The sequence below is a fragment of the Brumimicrobium aurantiacum genome (assembly GCF_003402975.1).
Taxonomy (GTDB): Bacteria; Bacteroidota; Bacteroidia; order Flavobacteriales_D; family Crocinitomicaceae; genus Brumimicrobium; species Brumimicrobium aurantiacum.
In genome coordinates, this window is sequence record NZ_QURB01000005.1 from 110,370 (window position 1) to 130,170 (window position 19,801).

General features: G+C 33.9%; 16 protein-coding genes and 1 tRNA gene. 8 read left to right on the forward strand and 9 right to left on the reverse strand.

The window, feature by feature from the left end; translation table 11 throughout:
• Positions 1-3: 3 nt before the first annotated feature.
• The 5 genes from DXU93_RS09185 to DXU93_RS09205 form a co-directional block, all read right to left on the reverse strand.
• Complete coding sequence (locus DXU93_RS09185; protein WP_116880988.1) at positions 4-486, reverse strand: hypothetical protein; 483 nt, start codon at positions 484-486, stop codon at positions 4-6.
• A gap of 43 nt (positions 487-529) precedes the next feature.
• Positions 530-1,402: a MotA/TolQ/ExbB proton channel family protein gene (locus DXU93_RS09190; RefSeq protein WP_116880989.1), complete on the reverse strand. Its 873-nt coding sequence runs from the start codon at positions 1,400-1,402 to the stop codon at positions 530-532.
• 76 nt (positions 1,403-1,478) lie between these two features.
• A tRNA-Ser gene (locus DXU93_RS09195) sits at positions 1,479-1,571 on the reverse strand.
• Positions 1,572-1,993: 422 nt separating this feature from the next.
• On the reverse strand, positions 1,994-2,374 hold the full coding sequence (locus DXU93_RS09200; protein WP_116880990.1) for a hypothetical protein: 381 nt from the start codon (positions 2,372-2,374) through the stop codon (positions 1,994-1,996).
• Between the two features lie 64 nt (positions 2,375-2,438).
• Positions 2,439-2,816 carry a hypothetical protein gene (locus tag DXU93_RS09205; protein ID WP_123776100.1) on the reverse strand — a complete coding sequence of 126 codons (378 nt, stop codon included), beginning with the start codon at positions 2,814-2,816 and terminating at the stop codon, positions 2,439-2,441.
• A gap of 295 nt (positions 2,817-3,111) precedes the next feature.
• On the opposite strand from DXU93_RS09205, the gene DXU93_RS09215 reads away from it, so the two are divergent.
• Positions 3,112-5,124, forward strand: a complete 2,013-nt coding sequence (locus DXU93_RS09215) for an LTA synthase family protein (protein ID WP_116880993.1) — start codon at positions 3,112-3,114, stop codon at positions 5,122-5,124.
• Between the two features lie 93 nt (positions 5,125-5,217).
• Here the strand turns inward: DXU93_RS09215 and DXU93_RS09220 are convergent, their stop codons facing one another.
• Entirely contained in the window at positions 5,218-6,069 is an 852-nt protein-coding gene (locus tag DXU93_RS09220; RefSeq protein ID WP_116880994.1) for a glycerophosphodiester phosphodiesterase, read from the reverse strand.
• Positions 6,070-6,268: 199 nt separating this feature from the next.
• On the opposite strand from DXU93_RS09220, the gene pheS reads away from it, so the two are divergent.
• The 5 genes from pheS to DXU93_RS09245 are packed head-to-tail and all read left to right on the forward strand — an operon-like array spanning position 6,269 to position 11,181.
• On the forward strand, positions 6,269-7,300 hold the full coding sequence (gene pheS / locus DXU93_RS09225; RefSeq protein ID WP_116880995.1) for a phenylalanine--tRNA ligase subunit alpha: 1,032 nt from the start codon (positions 6,269-6,271) through the stop codon (positions 7,298-7,300).
• Between the two features lie 2 nt (positions 7,301-7,302).
• Positions 7,303-7,674, forward strand: coding sequence for a bacillithiol system redox-active protein YtxJ (gene ytxJ / locus DXU93_RS09230; protein WP_116880996.1), 372 nt, complete (start codon positions 7,303-7,305; stop codon positions 7,672-7,674).
• A 1-nt stretch (position 7,675) separates the two neighbouring features.
• Positions 7,676-8,758, forward strand: a complete 1,083-nt coding sequence (locus DXU93_RS09235) for a glutaminyl-peptide cyclotransferase (RefSeq protein WP_165851376.1) — start codon at positions 7,676-7,678, stop codon at positions 8,756-8,758.
• 13 nt (positions 8,759-8,771) lie between these two features.
• A complete protein-coding gene (locus tag DXU93_RS09240) occupies positions 8,772-10,247 on the forward strand; it encodes an ArnT family glycosyltransferase (RefSeq protein WP_116880998.1) in 1,476 nt (491 codons plus the stop codon).
• Entirely contained in the window at positions 10,231-11,181 is a 951-nt protein-coding gene (locus tag DXU93_RS09245) for a glycosyltransferase family 2 protein (protein WP_116880999.1), read from the forward strand. The genes DXU93_RS09240 and DXU93_RS09245 overlap by 17 nt, the downstream gene beginning before the upstream one ends.
• A gap of 6 nt (positions 11,182-11,187) precedes the next feature.
• Here the strand turns inward: DXU93_RS09245 and DXU93_RS09250 are convergent, their stop codons facing one another.
• On the reverse strand, positions 11,188-13,767 hold the full coding sequence (locus tag DXU93_RS09250) for a lamin tail domain-containing protein (RefSeq protein WP_116881000.1): 2,580 nt from the start codon (positions 13,765-13,767) through the stop codon (positions 11,188-11,190).
• Between the two features lie 214 nt (positions 13,768-13,981).
• Between DXU93_RS09250 and DXU93_RS09255 the strand changes: the two genes are divergently transcribed.
• Complete coding sequence (locus DXU93_RS09255; RefSeq protein ID WP_116881001.1) at positions 13,982-14,986, forward strand: aspartate-semialdehyde dehydrogenase; 1,005 nt, start codon at positions 13,982-13,984, stop codon at positions 14,984-14,986.
• Positions 14,987-15,067: 81 nt separating this feature from the next.
• On the opposite strand, the gene DXU93_RS09260 is transcribed toward DXU93_RS09255, so the two are convergent.
• Together DXU93_RS09260 and DXU93_RS09265 are read right to left on the reverse strand one after the other, a co-directional pair.
• Positions 15,068-15,520 (reverse strand): hypothetical protein, encoded by a 453-nt coding sequence (locus DXU93_RS09260; protein WP_116881002.1) that lies wholly within the window; start codon positions 15,518-15,520, stop codon positions 15,068-15,070.
• A gap of 1 nt (position 15,521) precedes the next feature.
• Positions 15,522-16,331, reverse strand: coding sequence for a hypothetical protein (locus tag DXU93_RS09265; RefSeq protein ID WP_116881003.1), 810 nt, complete (start codon positions 16,329-16,331; stop codon positions 15,522-15,524).
• Between the two features lie 230 nt (positions 16,332-16,561).
• On the opposite strand from DXU93_RS09265, the gene DXU93_RS09270 reads away from it, so the two are divergent.
• Positions 16,562-19,417 carry a PD-(D/E)XK nuclease family protein gene (locus DXU93_RS09270; RefSeq protein WP_116881004.1) on the forward strand — a complete coding sequence of 952 codons (2,856 nt, stop codon included), beginning with the start codon at positions 16,562-16,564 and terminating at the stop codon, positions 19,415-19,417.
• Positions 19,418-19,801 lie beyond the last annotated feature (384 nt).

Consider the following 19,801-nt stretch of genomic DNA (forward strand, 5'->3'; position numbering starts at 1 on the left):
TGTTTAGTTTCTAAATAATTTAACAATTAGTCCCATGAACATCGCCAATACAGAACAAATACCCAATCCAATGATCGCAGTATAAATTCCGGCATGCGTAAAGTTCATTGTGGCTTCACTTGCTGTAATATCCCCTTGTACATTTAAAGATTCAACTGTATCTGTAGTTCCCATAGAATACAATACAAAGAATAACAATGCGGCTACAATAATTCCTAAAATAGATTTTACTGCTTGAAGCGGACGTGTAACGAGCAAGATAACAAAGAACAATAGAACCAGTATAACGGCAAGAATAATTGCGTAATAGCTGATATTCATAACTCCATTAAACGCGAAGCTTTCCATAAAATTTTGCTTTACCGTATCATCACTATCAGCATTTACTCCTGATGTCATTACGATAAAACCGAATATCAAAGCAGGAACAGCAATTACAACTTTTATTATAAGCCCTAAAATGTTCAATTTCTTTTCATTATCCATGATATATGGTTTTTTTAATGTGAATAAATTCGATGAATAAAAATTACTTAGAAGTAACTTTATATTTAATCATCATGTCCACCAATGAAATTGATGAATTCTCCATTTCATTTACAATTCCGTCAACTTTTGCAACGATGTAATTGTAAAAAATCTGTAGAATAATCGCTGAAATCAAACCAAATACTGTTGTTAAAAGTGCTACCTGAATACCACCAGCAACTGTAATTGGAGATACTTGACCATCCTCAACAATTTTCTCAAAGGCTTGGATCATCCCGATTACCGTACCCATAAACCCAAGCATTGGTGCTAGTGCGATAAATAACGAAATCCATGAAACACCTTTTTCTAAAAGTCCCATTTGAACTCCTCCGTAGGCAACAACAGTTTTTTCAACCGCTTCAACACCTTCGTCAACACGTGCAAGTCCTTGGTAAAAAATAGAAGCAATTGGTCCTCTTGTATTTCTACAAATTTCTTTAGCTCCTTCAATATCACCTTTTGCAATTGCTGCTTCAACTTCCTCTAAGAATTTCTTTGTATTAATAGAAGACAAATTAAGGTATACAATTCTTTCGATACATAATGCAATACCAATAATCAAAGCGATCAATACGATACCCATCCAAAATGGATCTCCTTCAATAAACTTCTTCTTAAGTGTAGAAGTAAAACCTTTTTCAACTTCAACTTCTTCTTGAGCCTCTACAGTTTCCTCTACAGGTTCTTCCTCAACTACAGTTTCTGGCTGAGCGTCTTCATTCATCAATGAATCTCCCTCTACTCCTTCTTCCTGAAGTTCTACACTTTCTTCATTTTGATTTACAGCTTCTTGTTGGTCTGCAAATGATACCGAGCTAAATCCGAATGTAAACATTCCGATGATTGCTAAAGAACTAACTATTTTTTTCATGTTCCAAAGATTAAAAATTAATCGTTTTAATAAATTATTTAATATTCCTAATTTAATCAAAAATACACAAGTTTGATGGCGGAGAGAGAGGGATTCGAACCCTCGGTTCCGATACAATCGGAACACTCGCTTTCCAGGCGAGCCAGTTCAGCCACTCCTGCACCTCTCCTTATTTCAAATTGCGTCTTTTCGACGGGCTAAAGTACAAAAAAAAATTTATTCTGAAAGGAAAGTTCTGTTCTTCTTGTCATATTCAACAAATAATTAGAAAAATATGACGAATCTTTAGGAATACACTGGAAACATAAGCGTTTATTAAAAAAATATTAAATTTTCTTAATCATCATTTTAACTTTCATATTTCAGCTTTAAAAACAATAAAACGAGCCTAGAATAGCTATAATATAAATCGTATTAACCCTGAGTCTAATAAAAAAACACTTCAATTGAATCTTTCGCTATTGCACACAAAAACAATATGATGACGAAATTAAAAAAGTGAACGATTATGTTATAAATTAACAACTTTAAAAGCATAAAAAAAACCCTAACCAATTAAGGATAGGGTTTCATTCAATATTATAAATCTAACTACGGCTGAATAAAAACAGTAGCTACGTTTGATTCTTCTTCTTCAATTTTTATAATTCCTTCTCCTTCTTGATCTCCTTTACTTGCAATAATATCTAATACCGCAACCCCAGCTTGACCAGTTTGATAGATGTCATTATAGTTGAAAATCGCAATACCTGAAGAATTTGTATATGCTGTATCTCTTCTTTCGACTGCTTGTTGTGGAATTGTCGTAGATGTTCCGTACAAAATAACACGAGCACCAGATACGTATGAATTCGAAGTATCACGCACCATGATTTTTGCCGTTGTGTCAATTTTCTTATCGCATGAACTAAAACTAAAACCGATAAAACCAGTCAGTACTATAGTTAACGCGAAAATGATATAATTTTTCATTGTAATATGCTTTTATTTCTTTTAATAATCTTGTGTGTTTAACGAAAAACGAAAGAAAAAGTTGCTATTCTTCCAAAACAATTGTCTCAGTAGATGTCAAATATTGTTTCGCTCTCGCTTTATCTTTTGTGTAAAATTCTGCAGTATCTTTAGCATACACTGAAAAGTAAGCTACTTTATCATCCTTTTTACCATACTGATCAAACAATTCCCCTAAATTAAAAATCGCAACACCTGACTCGTTAGTAATTGTTTCTGATTGATATTCAGGAGTACCTTGGTCAACATCACCAACAATCATTACTCTTGCATCTGGTGTCAAAACATTATTGCTTGAACGTACAAAAATCTTTAAAACAGATTCGTCCTCATTTTCACAAGATGTCATGAAAACAGCACTAAATCCTACAATTAGAGATAAGAATATATTTTTAAATTTCATAATACCACTTTTTTTAATGACGCTAAGTTATGGAATAAATATTATTATTCTCAAAGGAAGGAAGAATTTTCCCAAAAAAATAAAATTTAACAGTGTATTAAAAGTCAGATACTTTAATAATAAAGCCGTTTCAATTCAGCTAAACTAGCTCTTTAAATATCCGAATGCCAACAACCAGGAACTAAAAGCGCTTTACATTGAGGTTTTGTACTAAAACAACTTATCTATTAAAATCGTATATTGTTCTCCAAAATTTAATTATAAACTAAAAACTTTCTAAAATCCATTCAACTTTATGCAAAACTTGCGCTCAACATTTGTATCTTTCCTTAAAAGCTATACTTCGCTATTTATTCTACCTATTTTGTTTTTAGTGGTTTTTAGAATTATTGAATTCACGCTTCTTATAGAAAATGTACAGGTATTTCATAAACCGTTTAGAAGTTTTACATACAGTGTGGAGTTTGACCTGATATTTTTAGCCCTATACTACCTCAGCTTCTTTTTGATTTTCTATCTACTTTACAAAATTTCAAGAAGATTATTTCAAGTCACATTCAGTGCGTTATTTATTATTTTGACTTTTATACATTTGGCTTTAAATCAATTCTTTTATACCAGTGATATCCTACTAGATAAAACCTTTTTCTATTTTAGTTTAACAGAATTGAAAATCATTTTAAGTGGAGAATCAGGAGGGGTTTTTAGTACATTCTTTTGGCCATACCTCATTAGCATCATCCTTGTTGCTTTTAGTTTTTGGTATATAAAACCTCAATTAGAGAAGAACAAGACCTTGCGCATAATCGGACAATCATTCACTATTCTCTCATTATGTTTATTTCTTTTTCGAGGTGAAGTACATCCAAGAACACTTCCACACTATAGTCATTATGAAAAACAAATTCACACCTCTAAACTAAGTTACTTTTTCACAAGTCTTTATCAATTAATATCTCCGGAAGAGTCGAAAGAAAAAAAGCCTTTTGAGGCAATCGAAACCTACAAAGAAATAATTGGTAGAGAAAGCAATTTGACAAATGAGGACTATCCATTTACCTATTCATCCGATGATCTCATAAAAAACAATTGGGCTGAATACATAAATGATCATGAAAAAATAAAAAATGTGGTTTTGATCATCTCGGAAGGTCTTTCATCGAGGTTTTCAGGGGAGGAAGCAAAATTTGGAAGCATGACTCCTTTTATTGACTCTTTATCCAAACAATCGCTCTACTGGCCCAATATGTTAAGCATAACCGACCGAACACACGGAGTGTTTGCCGCAGCTTTGGCAGGCTTGCCTCATGGTTTTGAACGTGGCTTTTTAAATTACAAAGGAAAACAACCTAAATACAATTCTGTATCGAAATTTTTGAAGGATAAAGGCTACTCCACAAACTTTATTTATGGTGGCTGGTCTCATTTTGACAATTACCATAGCTTCTTAGTAGAAAACAAATTTGATGGCATCGTAAACGAAAGCTACATTAATGAACATTTCAATTTAAAGACATCGAATTCAGACCAAAAATTTTCATATGGTTATCATGATCAATCTACAGTCGATGCATATTTTCAATTTATGCAAAACGCACAAATAACTTCTCCTTATTTTAATCTTTACCTTACCTTAAGTCTACACACGCCATATGATATTCCTGACAAACAACATTATATTGAAAAAGCGAAGAAAAATCTAACCAATTTGGATGCTGATTTTTTTGATCAAAATAAAGAGATAATTTCTACAGTGTATTATGCAGATCAATCATTAAAGAAATTCTTCAAAAAATATGAAGAGCGAGAAGATTTCGAGGAAACTATATTTATGATTATGGGAGATCACAGCGTAACAGCACTCGATTTACACAGTGAATTGGGCGGATATCATATTCCTTTTATTCTTTACTCCCCAAAAATAAATAAACCACAAAAGTTTAATGAAATCATTTCTCATTGGGATATTCCTTCAACCATTATGGATATTCTTCCAAATTTAAATTGGAAAACAAAGAACAAACTTACCCATTGGCTAGGGAATGGTGTGTCTTTTAAAAATGATATACGTTCTAAAAATCCAATTTTTCTAGGAACATTTAGAGGTGATATTATTGGTGTTGTATGGGAAGAATATGCTTACATACATGAACGTCTATACCGCATTAAAGAGGGACTTGAACTGGAACCATACGAAGATGTTAAAAGAGAAAAACGCTTTTCAAAACTACTGGAAACATATATTATCTTGAATAAGTACAGTATTAAAAACGACAAAATAACTCCGTTTTTCAAAACATCAAATTAAACCTTATTGTACGGAAAGTGAAATAAGTTTTGTCAAAACAAAATACTATCTTTCAAACAAATAGATGAACATTATCTTCAATCTAATGGAGAATCAATCAGCAAACTTCAGTTTACTGATTTGCATAGAAAATGGTTTCATATCCATGGCTTTTTGGAGCAAAATGGAATCATTTATCGGCCATACTTGAACTTCTAGCCCTTTGTTTTTTACTTCTTCAACCGCCTCTTTAGAAATTGATTCGTCAAACAAACTAAAAGAAACACCATCATAGTCATGCTCAATGGCACGCATTGAAACCTCTTCAAAATTTTCATAACCAATCAAGTGACATCGAATATTTGAATTCGAATTTTTCACCTCATCTAAGAAAGTGGTGTATGCTGTTTCAACGATTATCTGATTTTCCAAATTGTAATGCTCAACCATTCTAACAAGCTCCTCTCCCATTTGAGTAAAATAAGTTTCAGGAGCATTTCTGGAAGGAAAACAGAGCGAATCAAAATATCCTTTTACATCCAAAGACAAAAATGATTGTTTATATTCTGGTTTACATAACAGTTTCAGGACCTCCTCAAGTTTATAAATCCTATCTTTAAGATCACCTCTACATTGTTCGATACTTTCTATTGTCACGTCATTCGTCGTTGGTATACATATAGGATGAGTTTGCACAATATCACAGAAATGTCCTAAATTATCGTCATGATACAACCAAATCGTACAATCTTTACTCATCTGTATATCCACCTCACAACCATCTAACATATCCAAAGCATTAACTACAGAAGTTAAGGTATTTTCAATATATTTTCCATCATACACATCTGCTCCACTTCCACGATGACCAAAAAACAAATTTTCAGTTGTAATTGGTGAATTATCCTTTGTTTTGCAAGCGCTTGATAGCAACAATATTAAAAATAGATATTTGAATTTTGACATAGCACTAAATTACTAAGAATAAATTAGTCAACCTTTAAAGTTTTTGTAGAAAAACAGTTCTAATTCAGTATTTTTAATCCTCTTAAATTAAGGAATACCCAACTTTTTGAAATGGAAGTCGTAATATGAAAAAATACTACTAAATTTGCAGTAATACAAGTACACTTGTATTCAATTTAAAGTAAAAGAATAAGGTAAAATGTCAGATCTACAACATAAGCTTGAAGAGTTATTAAATGAAGTAAACTCAGCTTCAATCACTGATTCAGCACAATTGGAAGAATTTAGAATTCGTTTTCTAGGTTCAAAAAACTGTCTAAAACCATTGTTTTCGGAGTTAAAAACAGTTCCGAATGAAGATAAAAAAATGGTAGGTCAGAAAATTAATGAACTAAAAAACACCGCTCAATCAGTTTTTGATCAGTTTCAAGATCAACTTTCGAATGAAACACAAAACGAAGAAAAGATTGATTTCTCTAGACCAGGTGAGCCAAGTGAAATTGGTTCTCGACACCCAATTAGCGTGATTCGTAAGGAAATCATTTCTATTTTTGAGCGTATTGGCTATGGTGTTTCAGAAGGACCAGAAGTAGAAGATGATTGGCACAATTTCTCTGCATTAAACTTCCCGGAAGAACATCCAGCAAGAGACATGCAAGATACATTTTTCGTTAAGACAGACGATGAAGAAATGGCCCTAAGAACGCACACTTCTTCAGTTCAAGTACGTGTGATGGAAAATAGCAAACCACCAATTCGTACAATATCTCCTGGACGTGTTTTTAGAAATGAAGCAATTTCTGCACGTGCACACTGTTTCTTTCATCAAGTGGAAGGATTATTTATTGATAAGGATGTTTCTTTTGCCGATTTAAAACAAACGATTTTGTTTTTCGCACAAGAAATGTTTGGAAAAAAAGCAAAAATAAGATTAAGACCTTCTTACTTCCCGTTTACTGAACCAAGTGCAGAAGTAGATGTCAGTTGTACAATTTGTAACCAAGAAGGGTGTAACGTATGTAAATACACAGGATGGCTGGAAATTTTAGGTTGTGGAATGGTAGACCCAAGTGTTTTAGAAGCTGCTAACATCGATCCAAAAGAATACAGTGGTTTTGCATTTGGAATGGGAATTGAAAGAATTGCTCAATTAAAATATCGTGTAAACGATTTACGCTTATACTCTGAGAACGATGTTCGTTTTCTAAAACAATTTAAATCTACATTATAATTATGGGACTTTTCTCTTTTGGCAAAAAATCGAATGATAATAAAATCAACTGGGTGAATATTTCATCAGTTGACGAGTTAAATCAAGCAATTGCAGATACGCAAAACAAAGCGGGTGTTTTCTTTAAACATTCAACTAGATGCAGTATTTCTTCAATGGCATTAAGTCGATTTGAGTCACAATGGGAGGAAAATGAAAACATACAATTATACTTCATTGATTTAATTGCAAATCGTGACGTCTCTAATTTACTTAGTGAACTATCAGGAGTTATGCACCAGTCTCCGCAGGTTATCGTAATTCAAAATGAAAAGGAAGTGTACAATGCTTCACATAATGGAATTTCGGCAAGTGAAATAAAAAATGCACTTTAAAATGATGAAAAAGCTTTCTTTCTATTCTGTTTTAATCGCAGTTTTATCTGTATTGGTATTTTCATGTACAGAAGAAGATAAAGTCGTAACGGGAAGTTTGGTCCCTGCAAGATTTGAACTCCCTTTCAACAATACTAGTGTTCAAAAAGGAGAAACAATTGAAGCAGTCATCAGTATTGCAAACCCGTCAGATTTAAAGTCTATTAAAGTCTACAAAAGTGACTCTATTATTTTCGAGGGACCTGTTTCCAAAAATAAAATGAACTTTCAGTTAAAGACCAACAATTGGAAATTTGGAACCAATCAACTTTCGCTTGAAACCATTACCAATAATGGAAGAAAAAGAGTCGATCACCGCATCATCAAACTTTTACCAGACATATATCCTAAAGAGTATTCAGCAGAAGTACTCACAGTATATCCTCATGCCACAACTTCTTACACTCAAGGCTTAGAGTTTGACAATGGTCAACTTTACGAAGGTACAGGTGGAACGGGTGCAACAGGAAAAAGCATGGTTGCTAAGGTTGATTTGAATTCTGGTAAAATTCAAGAACAAAAATTACTAGACGAAAAATATTTTGGAGAAGGAATCACAATTTTAAATGACCAACTGTATCAATTAACTTGGCAAGAACATACATGTTTTGTTTACGACAAAAACACATTAGAACAACAAGAGACTTTCACTTACACTGGTGAAGGTTGGGGATTATGTAACGACGGCAATCAACTAATTATGTCTGATGGTTCTGAACGTATTTATTTTAGAGATCCTAAAACATTTGGTTTAAAAAGAACCATTGAAGTGTACACCAATGAAGGTCCAGTAAAAGGACTAAATGAATTAGAATACATCGAAGGAAAGATTTACGCGAATGTTTACACTAGAAACAAAATCGTGATTATTGACCCAGCAACAGGTGTTGTAACAGGAAGAATCGACGCAAGCATATTAGCCCTAGATTATCGTAAAACAGGTGAAGTTCTTAATGGAATTGCCTACGACAAAAACAGTAAGCAATTATTTGTCACAGGAAAAAACTGGCCAAATTTATTGGAGATTGGTTTGGTACAAGAATAAAAGCTAAAGTGATTTGAAATTTAACTCCAAAAATCAAACCTATCTACAATACCTACTCTTAGGTATCATTGTTACGATACCTTTATTTTCATACCTAGGAACCCTTCCAATTCGAATTTGGGATGAGTCAAGATTAGCCATTAATGCCTATGAAATGCTTCATAATAATGACTATATCGTAACTCATTATGAAGGTTCTCCTGATATGTGGAATACCAAGCCTCCATTGTTAATTTGGCTTCAGGTATTATTCATGAAATTGATTGGTACAAATGAATGGGCTGTTAGACTCCCTTCGGCTATTTCAGCATTTATTACATGTTGCATTATTTTTCACTTCAGCAAAAAGAAATTATCCTACTCAACATTAGGTTTTATTGCTATCATCGTTCTTATTACTTCTCAAGGATTTGTTGGATATCATTCCGCTAGAAATGGAGACTACGATGCATTACTTACACTCTTTACAACATTAAGTGCTTTATTGTTTTTCAATATTTGCGAGAGTAAAAAATTCAAACATCTATATTGGTTATTTCTGATTCTCGCCCTAGCAGTGCTGTCAAAAAGTATCTCAGGATTACTTTTTCTACCAGCATTTTTCCTATATGCTTTATCTCAAAAACAAGTACTACCTCTTTTAAAAAGCAAGCACTTCTATGGTGGAGCACTTCTATTTTGTGGAATGATAGCTAGTTATTACGGAATAAGAGAATTAAATAATCCGGGCTACCTAGAAGCTGTTTATCAAAATGAACTTGGAGGAAGATACTTAGAGGTCATTGAGAACCATCAACATGGATTCTGGTATTACCTAAAGAATTTAACAAGTTATCGTTTTGAAAACTGGTATATGCTCGTACCATTCGGAATACTATTTGGGTTATTAAGTAAAGATCAACTGATCAAACGCTTAACATTATTCTTAACGCTTCTTACAATGACTTATTTCTTAATTATTTCAGGAGCACGAACTAAACTTGAATGGTATGATATTCCAATGTATCCTTTCATGGCTATCTTAGCTGCTATTCCAATATATCGAGTTTACACGCTACTTAAATCTACATTATCCAATACAAACAAAATAACTTCTAAAGTACTTCCTATCTTATTCTTTGTTATTGTTTGTGCAATTCCATACCACACAACATTCAACCGAATCAATCGTGGAACTGAAGAGCTTTGGGATGAAGAGTTTTATTCACTTAGCAATTACCTACAAGAAGCTGTAGATGGGGAGCATGATTTAAATAACAAGTCAATAGTTTACCATGGCTATAATGCACATTTGTTATTTTACGTCAACATTCTTAATAATCAATCAATAAATCTTAAGTTTAAGGATTGGAAAAATTTATCTGCAGGGGACGTCGTAATTACAAATCAAATCGACATCAATAAAAATATTGAAGAAAATTACAATCATGAAGTGTTAGAAACCCAAGGATATATTAAAACACATATTATTTATGGATCTAAAGACTGAGCAACCTGTAATTTCGATTATTGTACCAATATATAACGAAGAGGAAATTATTCCTGAGCTATATGAACGCTTACAAAATGCCGCTTTAAAAATTTCTGAAAACTATGAACTTATTTTCGTTAATGACGGAAGTAGAGATAATTCATTATTCGAATTGATTAAGTTAACAGAAAAAGACCATCGTGTTTATTATATCAACTTCAGTCGAAACTTTGGTCATCAAATAGCAGTTACTGCAGGTCTAGATGCATCGAAAGGTGATTGTGTAGCCATTATCGATGGAGATTTACAAGATCCACCAGAAGTCATTCCAGAACTTCATTCAAAATACAAAGAAGGATATGAAGTTGTTTATGCTAAACGTAAAAAGCGTAAAGGAGAAAGTGTTTTTAAATTGGTCACTGCAAAACTTTTCTACCGTATACTCAAACGAATCACCTCTGTAGATATTCCTGTTGATACTGGTGATTTTAGATTAATTGATAGGAAAGTGGTAGACTACCTCAAGCAAATGCCGGAGAAAAACAAATTTTTGCGTGGACAAATTGCATGGCTAGGATTTAATCAAACTGAAGTTTTATTTAACAGAGATAAACGAAAGTATGGTAAAACAGGTTATTCAATCAGTAAAATGTTTCGCTTTGCAATGGATGGAATTACTAGCTTTTCAGACAAACCATTACAGTTTGTAACGAAACTCGGTTTTTTCTTTTCTATGGTTTCTTTCATCATAATACTTTATGCTTTTTATTCGCATTTTATTCTTGGCAACACAATAACAGGATGGACTTCTTTGATCATTAGCACAATGTTTATTGGAGGAATTCAGCTGATTTCCATTGGTGTCATCGGAGCATATGTAAGTAGAATAAATACGAATATTATGGATAGACCCCTTTACATTATTGAAAAGAGTAATCTACCCAAAAAATGATAGGCCCTACAATCGCCCAGCCAATGTCACCACCTTTTTTATCGTTTCAATCTTACTTGATTCTAAGTCGAAGATTTCAAACATAATAATGTAAGGTCCGATTGAAGCTTTTGTTCCATCTTCGCGGGTTCCCTCCCATTTTACTGTACCTTCATTTCCTAGTAAGTGATTTTTAAAGACTTCTTTAATCATTCTACCTTTGTCGTCATATATCACTATATCACCCATTAAATCAGGTGAAGAAACTTCATAGGTCAATAAAAGCGCATCCTCAAATCCATCTCCATCTGGAGAGAATGATTTTGAAGACAAACTCAATGTTCCGCCTTCTTGATTCGGATTGATGTTTTGAGAGTTCACTCTTCCTGGCGTAGCAAATCCAACTGTTTCACTTGCACTGTGCCAATTTGCAGCCGAATTTGACTCCTCTTCTGCAGAAAAACGCTCTAAACTCACACCTTTATCATCATTTATTAACGAAAAGTGCCATTCATCGGTATACGCTACTTTGTCCATTACAGTATCATCATATATCAAATAAACAGTTGAAGAATCATTGTTGTAACTTGGTAAACTCGACATTTCGATAAATTTACCCGGTATCGCAAAAGGATAATTCATAATTTGAAAAGTAGTGTCAGTTGTTAACACCACATAATCATCTGGACTTAAAACATAAGATTGTTCAACAGCTTTTTGACTTGCAACAGTATCGTCATCAAACTTTGCTAATTCCCAATCCAACAAGTCAATGAATTTATCTGATTTATTGTAAATTTCAACAAAGTCTGCTCCTCCAGTTAGTGGATTAAACAAGATTTCATTGATGATTAAATCTCCTTTTTCAGGTGTTTGTGGTAAAACAAAAGATCCACTGTAATCATTTGAATTTCCGGAACAATCTGAAAAACCAATCAAGTCATAGGAATATAATTCTCCAGGAACCAATGCTTCCACAAATTCAAAAATCACTTCACTTGGATATTTTTCATCTACAATTCGTGTAGCAATTGTTAAAGAAGGATTAGATGAAAAACTAGCATTTTCAATACTCAAGGAATCTAACCCTTCAGAAAAGAACAGTTTTAAACGATTCGGTAATTCTGTTTCAAACCCTACCACTATTGGAGCGTCTTGATCAGGAGCGTTACTGTACACACTGTTTTGGGTTCCTGGCGTTCCACCATTTAGATCTACAGAAGCCATCCAATTATCAGCTGAAGAACATGGTAATTCAGGGTTTATTCTTTCAATACTCCATCCCCCGTCTTCTTTGTTTTCATCTTGATACCAAGCATTAGTGTAGGTTAATTTATCTACAATTATTCCATTCTCTGTTTTTAACTCAATATCATCGCCTGCATTGTTTAGAGAAGCCCAACTTGTAACTCCAACACCTTGTGGATAATCCGTTAAACCGCTCGTTGGCACCAAAACAAGGTATTCTCCTGGCAACAACCAAGCATCTTGAATTGTACCTGTCGAATTATTGTCACTCAATTGCCAATTTTCTAAATGGAAATATTTCTGACTTCTATTGTATAGTTCAATGTATTCTACTTCTGCCAAACCAACAACTGGCGATTCGTCTGCTAAAAATTCATTGATAATAATGTCTCCAAATTCAGGTATTTGGGCTACAACATATTGGAATGTTTCTGTTTGTTGCCCCATGGCATTTCCAGAAATATCTTCTACATTTTCACTCGTCAACGTATAGACATCTCCTACATTAAAAGGTGTAGAAAATGTAAGTATAAACTGTGAAAAATTACTTGCGTCTTGCTGAACATTATTTGGCGATCCGATTCCATTATCTACTGTGTAATTATTAAGGTCTTCACCCGAAATTTGATCAATTCCTTCATCAAAAGTCACTGTTAATTCCGTAGCAGAGATTGCCGCAACACTCATTAAATTTGGCGGTGTGTTATCCACTTGAATTGCCCCAACATAAATATTATCAAAAGCAAATTTATCGGCACGTGTTGCAGAATATTCAAGGTTTACACCAATATGCTGCCCTAAAATATTAGCTGTATAATTTGCAGATCCTTCTAATTGATACGCTGTTCCACCCGTCATGTCAACGAACAATTCCCAGTCGTTGTTGGCATGATAAATTACCTTAACTGCCATATCAAAATCTCCTGAAACCAAACCAGCAGAACTCGTTAAAATGGTCGTTTCTGTTCCTCCAACACGTTCTATCAAATAAATAGGGTCGCTGCTTCCATTTTCTCCAATTTGAAGGAATATTCCATCAGGATCTGTTGATAAATCGGCATCTGTTGATGTTAAAAATGTTTCGCCATTATTACTTGCCGAAGGGGAAAAATCATAGTTCAAGTTAAAGCGCCATTCGCGGTCTTCAAGTTGAGAAAGGTTATGTGGTGTCGATAAATAACTTGTTCCGGCAGCTCCAGCATCCAATTGTAAAGCATTGTTTCCGTTGACAATAAAATCAATTCCATCTCCAGTCCACGTAGGATTATTGGTGAAATCTCCATCATCAAAATTGTCAGAGGTTTGTCCCCAAGAAAACAAAACAGAGAAAGCAGAAAAAAGCAGAATTAAATGTTTCATAATTAAATTTATTCAGTAGTGCAATCTACAAAATGTATTACAAATATAACCCGCTTTATTCACCAATCTTGTATTTTAAGACCTTAAACATTGTATATTCATTTATTTAGATGCGTTTCATTTAGTTTTAAGAATCCGGGGTAAGCGTATTCCATTCACTGATTCTGTTTTAAAAGAATGGAAAATCCTTACTTTTGTAAAAAACAGAAAAAATATGAAACTTGCAATTGTTGGAGTAACAGGAATGGTGGGTCAAGAGATGCTAAAAGTAGTAGCAGAAATGAACCTACCAATAACAGAATTAATCCCTGTAGCATCTAAAAAGTCGGCTGGAACAAAAATTACTTTTGGAGGTCAAGAACACACAGTAGTAGATCTAGAAAAGGCGCTTGAGATGAAACCCGAGGTAGCACTTTTTTCTGCTGGTGGATCAATTTCTTTAGAATGGGCTCCAAAATTTGCAGCAATTAAATGTAGGGTCATTGATAATTCTTCAGCCTTTAGAATGGATGAGGACAAGAAACTAATTATTCCTGAAATCAATGGAGATGAATTAACAGCAGATGATTACATTATTGCAAATCCGAATTGCTCTACGATTCAAATGTTAATAGCACTGGCTCCATTGCATGAAATGTACACTATCAAACGCGTAGTTGTTTCTACTTACCAATCAATATCTGGAACTGGAGCTCAAGCGGTGAAACAAATGGAAAATGAGCGTGAAGGTATCAACGGAGAAATGGTTTATCCTTATCCGATTGATCAAAATGTTTTACCTCATTGTGATATTTTCATGGACAATGGCTATACTAAAGAAGAAATGAAATTGGTGAATGAAACCAAGAAAATTTTGGATAATAAAATTGCGGTAACGGCAACTGCAGTGCGTGTACCTGTACAAGGTGGGCATTCAGAAGCGTTGAATGTGAATTTTGAAAAAGATTTCGATTTAACCGAAATTCGCAAGGCTTACCATGAAAATCCAGCCATCACTTTACAAGACAATCCTGAAACGAACACCTACCCTATGCCTTTGTATGCTAAAGGAAAAAATGATGTTTATGTTGGCCGATTAAGAAGAGATGAAAGTCAAGACAATACTTTAAACATGTGGGTTGTTGCAGATAATTTAAGAAAAGGAGCAGCGACAAATACTGTTCAAATAGCACAAAAATTGATCGAGAAAAAAATTATTGAGATTGGGAGGTTTGCGTAGGTTTAAATGAAGAGTGAAGAAATATAAATGAAAAATGATAAATGAAAAATTGTGTTGACGCACCTTTTTCATTCTTCATTCTCAACCTTTCTCCACACGTATCACCGCTTTTTGACCTTCGAAACCAAGGGTGTTATAGCTTTCAAATGTTTTGGATTTACGCTTGTTTTTGGTTACATCGTATTCTCCGCTGAATTTAAAGGTTTGTTGCTCTACTTCTTCGGTGTAAAAATCTTCGCAATCTTCAGGGGCTACAACACGAGAAATGGTGAATGTTTGGGCTTTATCGTTAAACTGCCAATAGAACCGACTTTGCGTAGTGTCACTCGTCCAAGTACCTTCACAGACTGTTTCGTAAATATCACAGTCTTTGATTTCCCATGTGGGAATTAAGGTTTGACTCACGCCATCAACAGAAAGTTCTTTCACTTCCCAGTTGCCTGCTTTCATAAGGTGTTTGGAAGCACGTTTGTTTTTATCGCATGCGGTGAATAAAAATGCTGTTGTAAGTAATAAAAATGTTAGTTTTCTCATATTAATATAATTTTCTTCCTTTGTATTGCCACTCTTTTTTAGTTACATCTCCATTAGCTTCTATAACACTTGATCTAAAGTCAAGAACACTAACTCCATCCATTTTGTTGAGAATTTTTACACCTACACTTTTGCAAAAATCCTCGCTAGTAAACCATTCTGTTAGTAGAGTTCTATAAGACCAATATTCAACACCTTTACTTGTGTTTTGCAATTCACAATTCACACCACTGCCATCTGGATTTCCAATATCTGTAGTTCTAACGCCAAAATAATCTCTAAAGTTAATTGTTACTTCAATGCTGTCTGACAGACCATCTCCAAAAACTTTATAAACACCTTCTAGCCCTCCGTGTTCAATATTTCCCCATGTTCCATTATATATTGGATATTTAGACACATGAAAAGTTTTGGTTATTGAATCATAACCATCGTCATTCGGCAAACAAGTTTTATTTGGTTCTTTTTTCACCACCAAAGTAATAGGAATATCATGACCTATCCATTGGTCTGAAAAATATCGACTAATACTTTTTGTGTCAAATTCCTCAATTCCGATATACCAAGTATATTCAGCGTTATCTTCTAAGGCTCTAAATTGAACATTACTATCATGCAAACTGGTATCTGTTTCAACATAAATATTTGAAATTGGTCCAGTATATTCCTCAATCACAAAATCCGCACTCACCTCACTTGCACAATCACAAGGGTCTTCTGCGTTTAAAATTTCGGGTTGTTCTTTTTTACACGCAAATAATGCAAGTAGAAAGAGGAATGATAGTAGTAAAAATTTTAGTAATGTTTTCATAGCTTTTTGTTAATAATGAATGAAAAATGATAAGTGAAAAATGAAAAATAGGGTTGACGCACATTTTTCATTCTTCGTTTTTCATTCTTCATTGAATTCAAGACATAAAAAACCCAAGTTACGTATTATTTCGATAATTCTAAAATCAATTCCTCTAATCTTTCATTTTTAGTTTTTCGTTCATAATTATTTAGAAATCCTTATTTTTCGGTAAAATTCCAGAACACACCATGAGTTATTTTATCGACCGTATTGCACAGCACATTTTTGAAAAAGAATTACCCCTTGAACATCTCACTATAGTTTTACCTTCACAAAGGGCAAAAAAATACTTGCAAAGGGCTTTATTTAGTACTTTCGGAAAACCGATTTTCTCTCCGAAAATTATTACGATGAATCGTTGGGTGCAGGAATTGTCTCCACTTCCAATTATTGAGCCTACCCATGCTTTGTTCAAATTATACGACGTTCACTTAAAGGTGGATCTTGAAGAACCTCAAACTTTGGATGAGTTTTTTAAATGGGGGAAAACATTACTCAGTGATTTTGATGAAATGGATCGCTACCTCATTGACAGTAAAGATTTGTTTAGGAATTTGGCCGACATCAAAGACATAGAGAATTGGAGCTTCAATAGTGAGGAAGAACTCACTGAGGGACAACAACGATTTATGCGTTTCTGGGATTTATTATCTGATTATTATATCGAATTCAACAAAAAACTGGCAAAAGATGGTGAATTGTACATGGGGAAAGCCTATCGTAATTTAGCAACTAATATTGATACTGTTTTTAACGAAGATAAAGAAAGGAAATTCATTTTTGCGGGATTCAACGCCTTGTCACCTGCTGAGATTTCAATTATGAAACAACTCCGAAATATGGGGAGAGCGGACATTTTTGTTGATGCTGACGAATATTATCTCAACGATAAAAACCATGAAGCGGGAAGATTTATTCGTGATTTATTTCATGAACTCAAGGTAAAAACATTGCCAACCGTTGTCAATAAAATTAAAACGGAAGCTAAAAACATCAATATTGTTAATTGCGCTCAATCCACAGGACAAGCCAAAGTCAGTGCAACAATTTTACACCAAGACATTCCGCATCATGAACTTTCAGAAACATTGTTATTGCTGGCGGATGAAAAATTGGTGGTTCCGGTGATGAAAAACATACCCAAGAATGTTGGAGAAACTAATATCACACTGGGTTTACCATTAAAAAACACGGCGATCAAATCGTGGGTTGACACTATTTTTACAGTGCAAGAGCATTTTCAGCAATTCAAATCAAAACAAATCTATCATAAGGACTTTGTTCGATTTATCAAACATCCTTTTATCACAGGCTATTGCACCCAAGAAGAATTGAAAGCCATTGCTCAAGTGGAAAAGACCATTTTGAGCAAAAACTGGACCTTTATTTATCCGCAGAAATTATCGCTTGGTCAAAGAATTACAGATTTATTGGAAATGTTTTTTAAACCTTGGAAAGCGGATAACAATATAGATGCTTTAGCCCAAATAAGGGAATTAAACCAACAAATTTTCCAAGGATTGAACAATGATAAAAATGCGATTGAACGTTCTATTCTCTTTCACTTTGATCGTTCTTTAGTCAAATTAGAATCTGTTTTAACAACGTTTAAACCCCATTTAAAACTAGGAACATTTAAATCCCTGTTTAATCAACATTGGGTCAATGAAAGTATCGCATATTATGGAAATCCACTAGACGGATTGCAAGTTATGGGATTATTAGAAACACGTTTAATTGACTTTAAAAACATGATCGTCGTGGGACTAAACGATGGAAGTATGCCGCCCACCAATCCTGTTCAAACCATTATTCCAATGGATTTAAGAAAGTACCATCATTTGCCAACGCCAAGGGAAAAACAAGGACTTTTTGCGCATCACTTTTACCGCTTATTGCACCATGTAGAAAATTGCTGGATTACCTATTCCTCTGCCGATAGAGATATGGGTGGCGTAGATGAACCTTCGCGTTACATCATGCAATTGCAACTTGAATTGTCAAGAGTAAATCCACAAATAGCATTTAAAACATTTGACTATACCTTATCTAATGAAGAAGAAGAAAGTGAAGTGCTCACGATTCCAAAAACGGAAGCCGTAAAAAACAGATTGGATGAATATTTTATGAAGGGAACATCGGCTTCAGCAATGAAAACAGCTTTACGTTGTCCGATGGATTTCTATTATAAATATCTCCTTGGATTTGGGGAAGAAGACAAAGTTGAAGAAGAAATTGAAGCAAGCACCTTTGGAAATTTTATCCATGAAACATTGGAAACCTTATATCTTGATTTTGCACAATTTGATGATAACGGAAATAAACGCGACAACCACAAATCCTTGTCATATATCGATATAGATGAGATGATTCTCAAGCAGAAAGGCGTTATGAAAAAACACTTTTATGACCACTTTAATTTGAACGAAAATCAATCCATTGAAGGTAAGAATTATTTGAGTTTGGAAATTGCACAACACCTCACAGAGCGATTTTTAAAGAAGGAACGAAAAGCGTTAAAAGACAATGATGGTCATTTATTCATCGTTGGATTAGAGATGGAATTAAAGTCAACATTACAACTCAACATTCATGGAGTGGAAAAGACGGTTAATTTTGTTGGGTATATTGACAGAATCGATGATTTTGATGGGAAAAAGCGCATTATTGACTATAAATCCGGAAAATGTACCGAGGCTGATGTGAAAATCACCAAAGTATCAAAAAAACTAACAGAAGAAGAGGATATCGTAAATGAGCTGATTAAAAAATTGAAAAGTAGTAAATATGCATTCCAAATGTTAGTCTATAACATGCTTTTCCACGATAAATTTGGGCATTATCCAGAAAAGGTTGGAATTATTTCCATGGTAAATTTAAACGATGGACCTTTCTATTTAAATAATCAAATGACCGAAACCACAGAAGAATTAATGGATTTGTTTAGAAAGGCATTAACCAAAATCATCAGTGATTTATACGATGATGAAATAGACTTTGAACACGATGCGAAGAGTGAGTATTGTGGGTATTGTGGAGGATGATTTATGATTGCCTAAGAATAGCATTCAACTTCGAAACAAGCATTACTTGAAGATTAGCTTTTTACTTTTTGGCATCACCCCAAAAAGTAAACAAAAAAGTCTAGCGCTTAATATTTTTTATTGACTTCACTCCTACAAGTCGATAAAGCCAGTGATCTCCGCCGCAAGCTATGGTCCCTGCACTAACGCTTGGTCTTCAAAAGCATTGCTTTTTCTCTGTCATTATTAACGACTTATAGTTCGTTACATCTTCAAAAAAAGATAATGCGCGTCCGAAATCAAATTAGCATATCAATTAAGAAATATAATTTTCAACGAAGCGATTACTGTGACCCCGAAAATATTTGGAATCAACCCACAGTAATAAATGAGGAGTAATAACGT

What these genes read in the sequence shown, in the direction of transcription:
- DXU93_RS09185 (WP_116880988.1), bottom strand. Translation starts at nt 486, where the DNA reads ATGGATAATGAAAAGAAATTGAACATTTTAGGGCTTATAATAAAAGTT.
- DXU93_RS09190 (WP_116880989.1), bottom strand. Translation starts at nt 1,402, where the DNA reads ATGAAAAAAATAGTTAGTTCTTTAGCAATCATCGGAATGTTTACATTC.
- DXU93_RS09200 (WP_116880990.1), bottom strand. Translation starts at nt 2,374, where the DNA reads ATGAAAAATTATATCATTTTCGCGTTAACTATAGTACTGACTGGTTTT.
- DXU93_RS09205 (WP_123776100.1), bottom strand. Translation starts at nt 2,816, where the DNA reads ATGAAATTTAAAAATATATTCTTATCTCTAATTGTAGGATTTAGTGCT.
- DXU93_RS09215 (WP_116880993.1), top strand. Translation starts at nt 3,112, where the DNA reads ATGCAAAACTTGCGCTCAACATTTGTATCTTTCCTTAAAAGCTATACT.
- DXU93_RS09220 (WP_116880994.1), bottom strand. Translation starts at nt 6,069, where the DNA reads ATGTCAAAATTCAAATATCTATTTTTAATATTGTTGCTATCAAGCGCT.
- pheS (WP_116880995.1), top strand. Translation starts at nt 6,269, where the DNA reads ATGTCAGATCTACAACATAAGCTTGAAGAGTTATTAAATGAAGTAAAC.
- ytxJ (WP_116880996.1), top strand. Translation starts at nt 7,303, where the DNA reads ATGGGACTTTTCTCTTTTGGCAAAAAATCGAATGATAATAAAATCAAC.
- DXU93_RS09235 (WP_165851376.1), top strand. Translation starts at nt 7,676, where the DNA reads ATGATGAAAAAGCTTTCTTTCTATTCTGTTTTAATCGCAGTTTTATCT.
- DXU93_RS09245 (WP_116880999.1), top strand. Translation starts at nt 10,231, where the DNA reads ATGGATCTAAAGACTGAGCAACCTGTAATTTCGATTATTGTACCAATA.
- DXU93_RS09250 (WP_116881000.1), bottom strand. Translation starts at nt 13,767, where the DNA reads ATGAAACATTTAATTCTGCTTTTTTCTGCTTTCTCTGTTTTGTTTTCT.
- DXU93_RS09255 (WP_116881001.1), top strand. Translation starts at nt 13,982, where the DNA reads ATGAAACTTGCAATTGTTGGAGTAACAGGAATGGTGGGTCAAGAGATG.
- DXU93_RS09260 (WP_116881002.1), bottom strand. Translation starts at nt 15,520, where the DNA reads ATGAGAAAACTAACATTTTTATTACTTACAACAGCATTTTTATTCACC.
- DXU93_RS09265 (WP_116881003.1), bottom strand. Translation starts at nt 16,331, where the DNA reads ATGAAAACATTACTAAAATTTTTACTACTATCATTCCTCTTTCTACTT.
- DXU93_RS09270 (WP_116881004.1), top strand. Translation starts at nt 16,562, where the DNA reads ATGAGTTATTTTATCGACCGTATTGCACAGCACATTTTTGAAAAAGAA.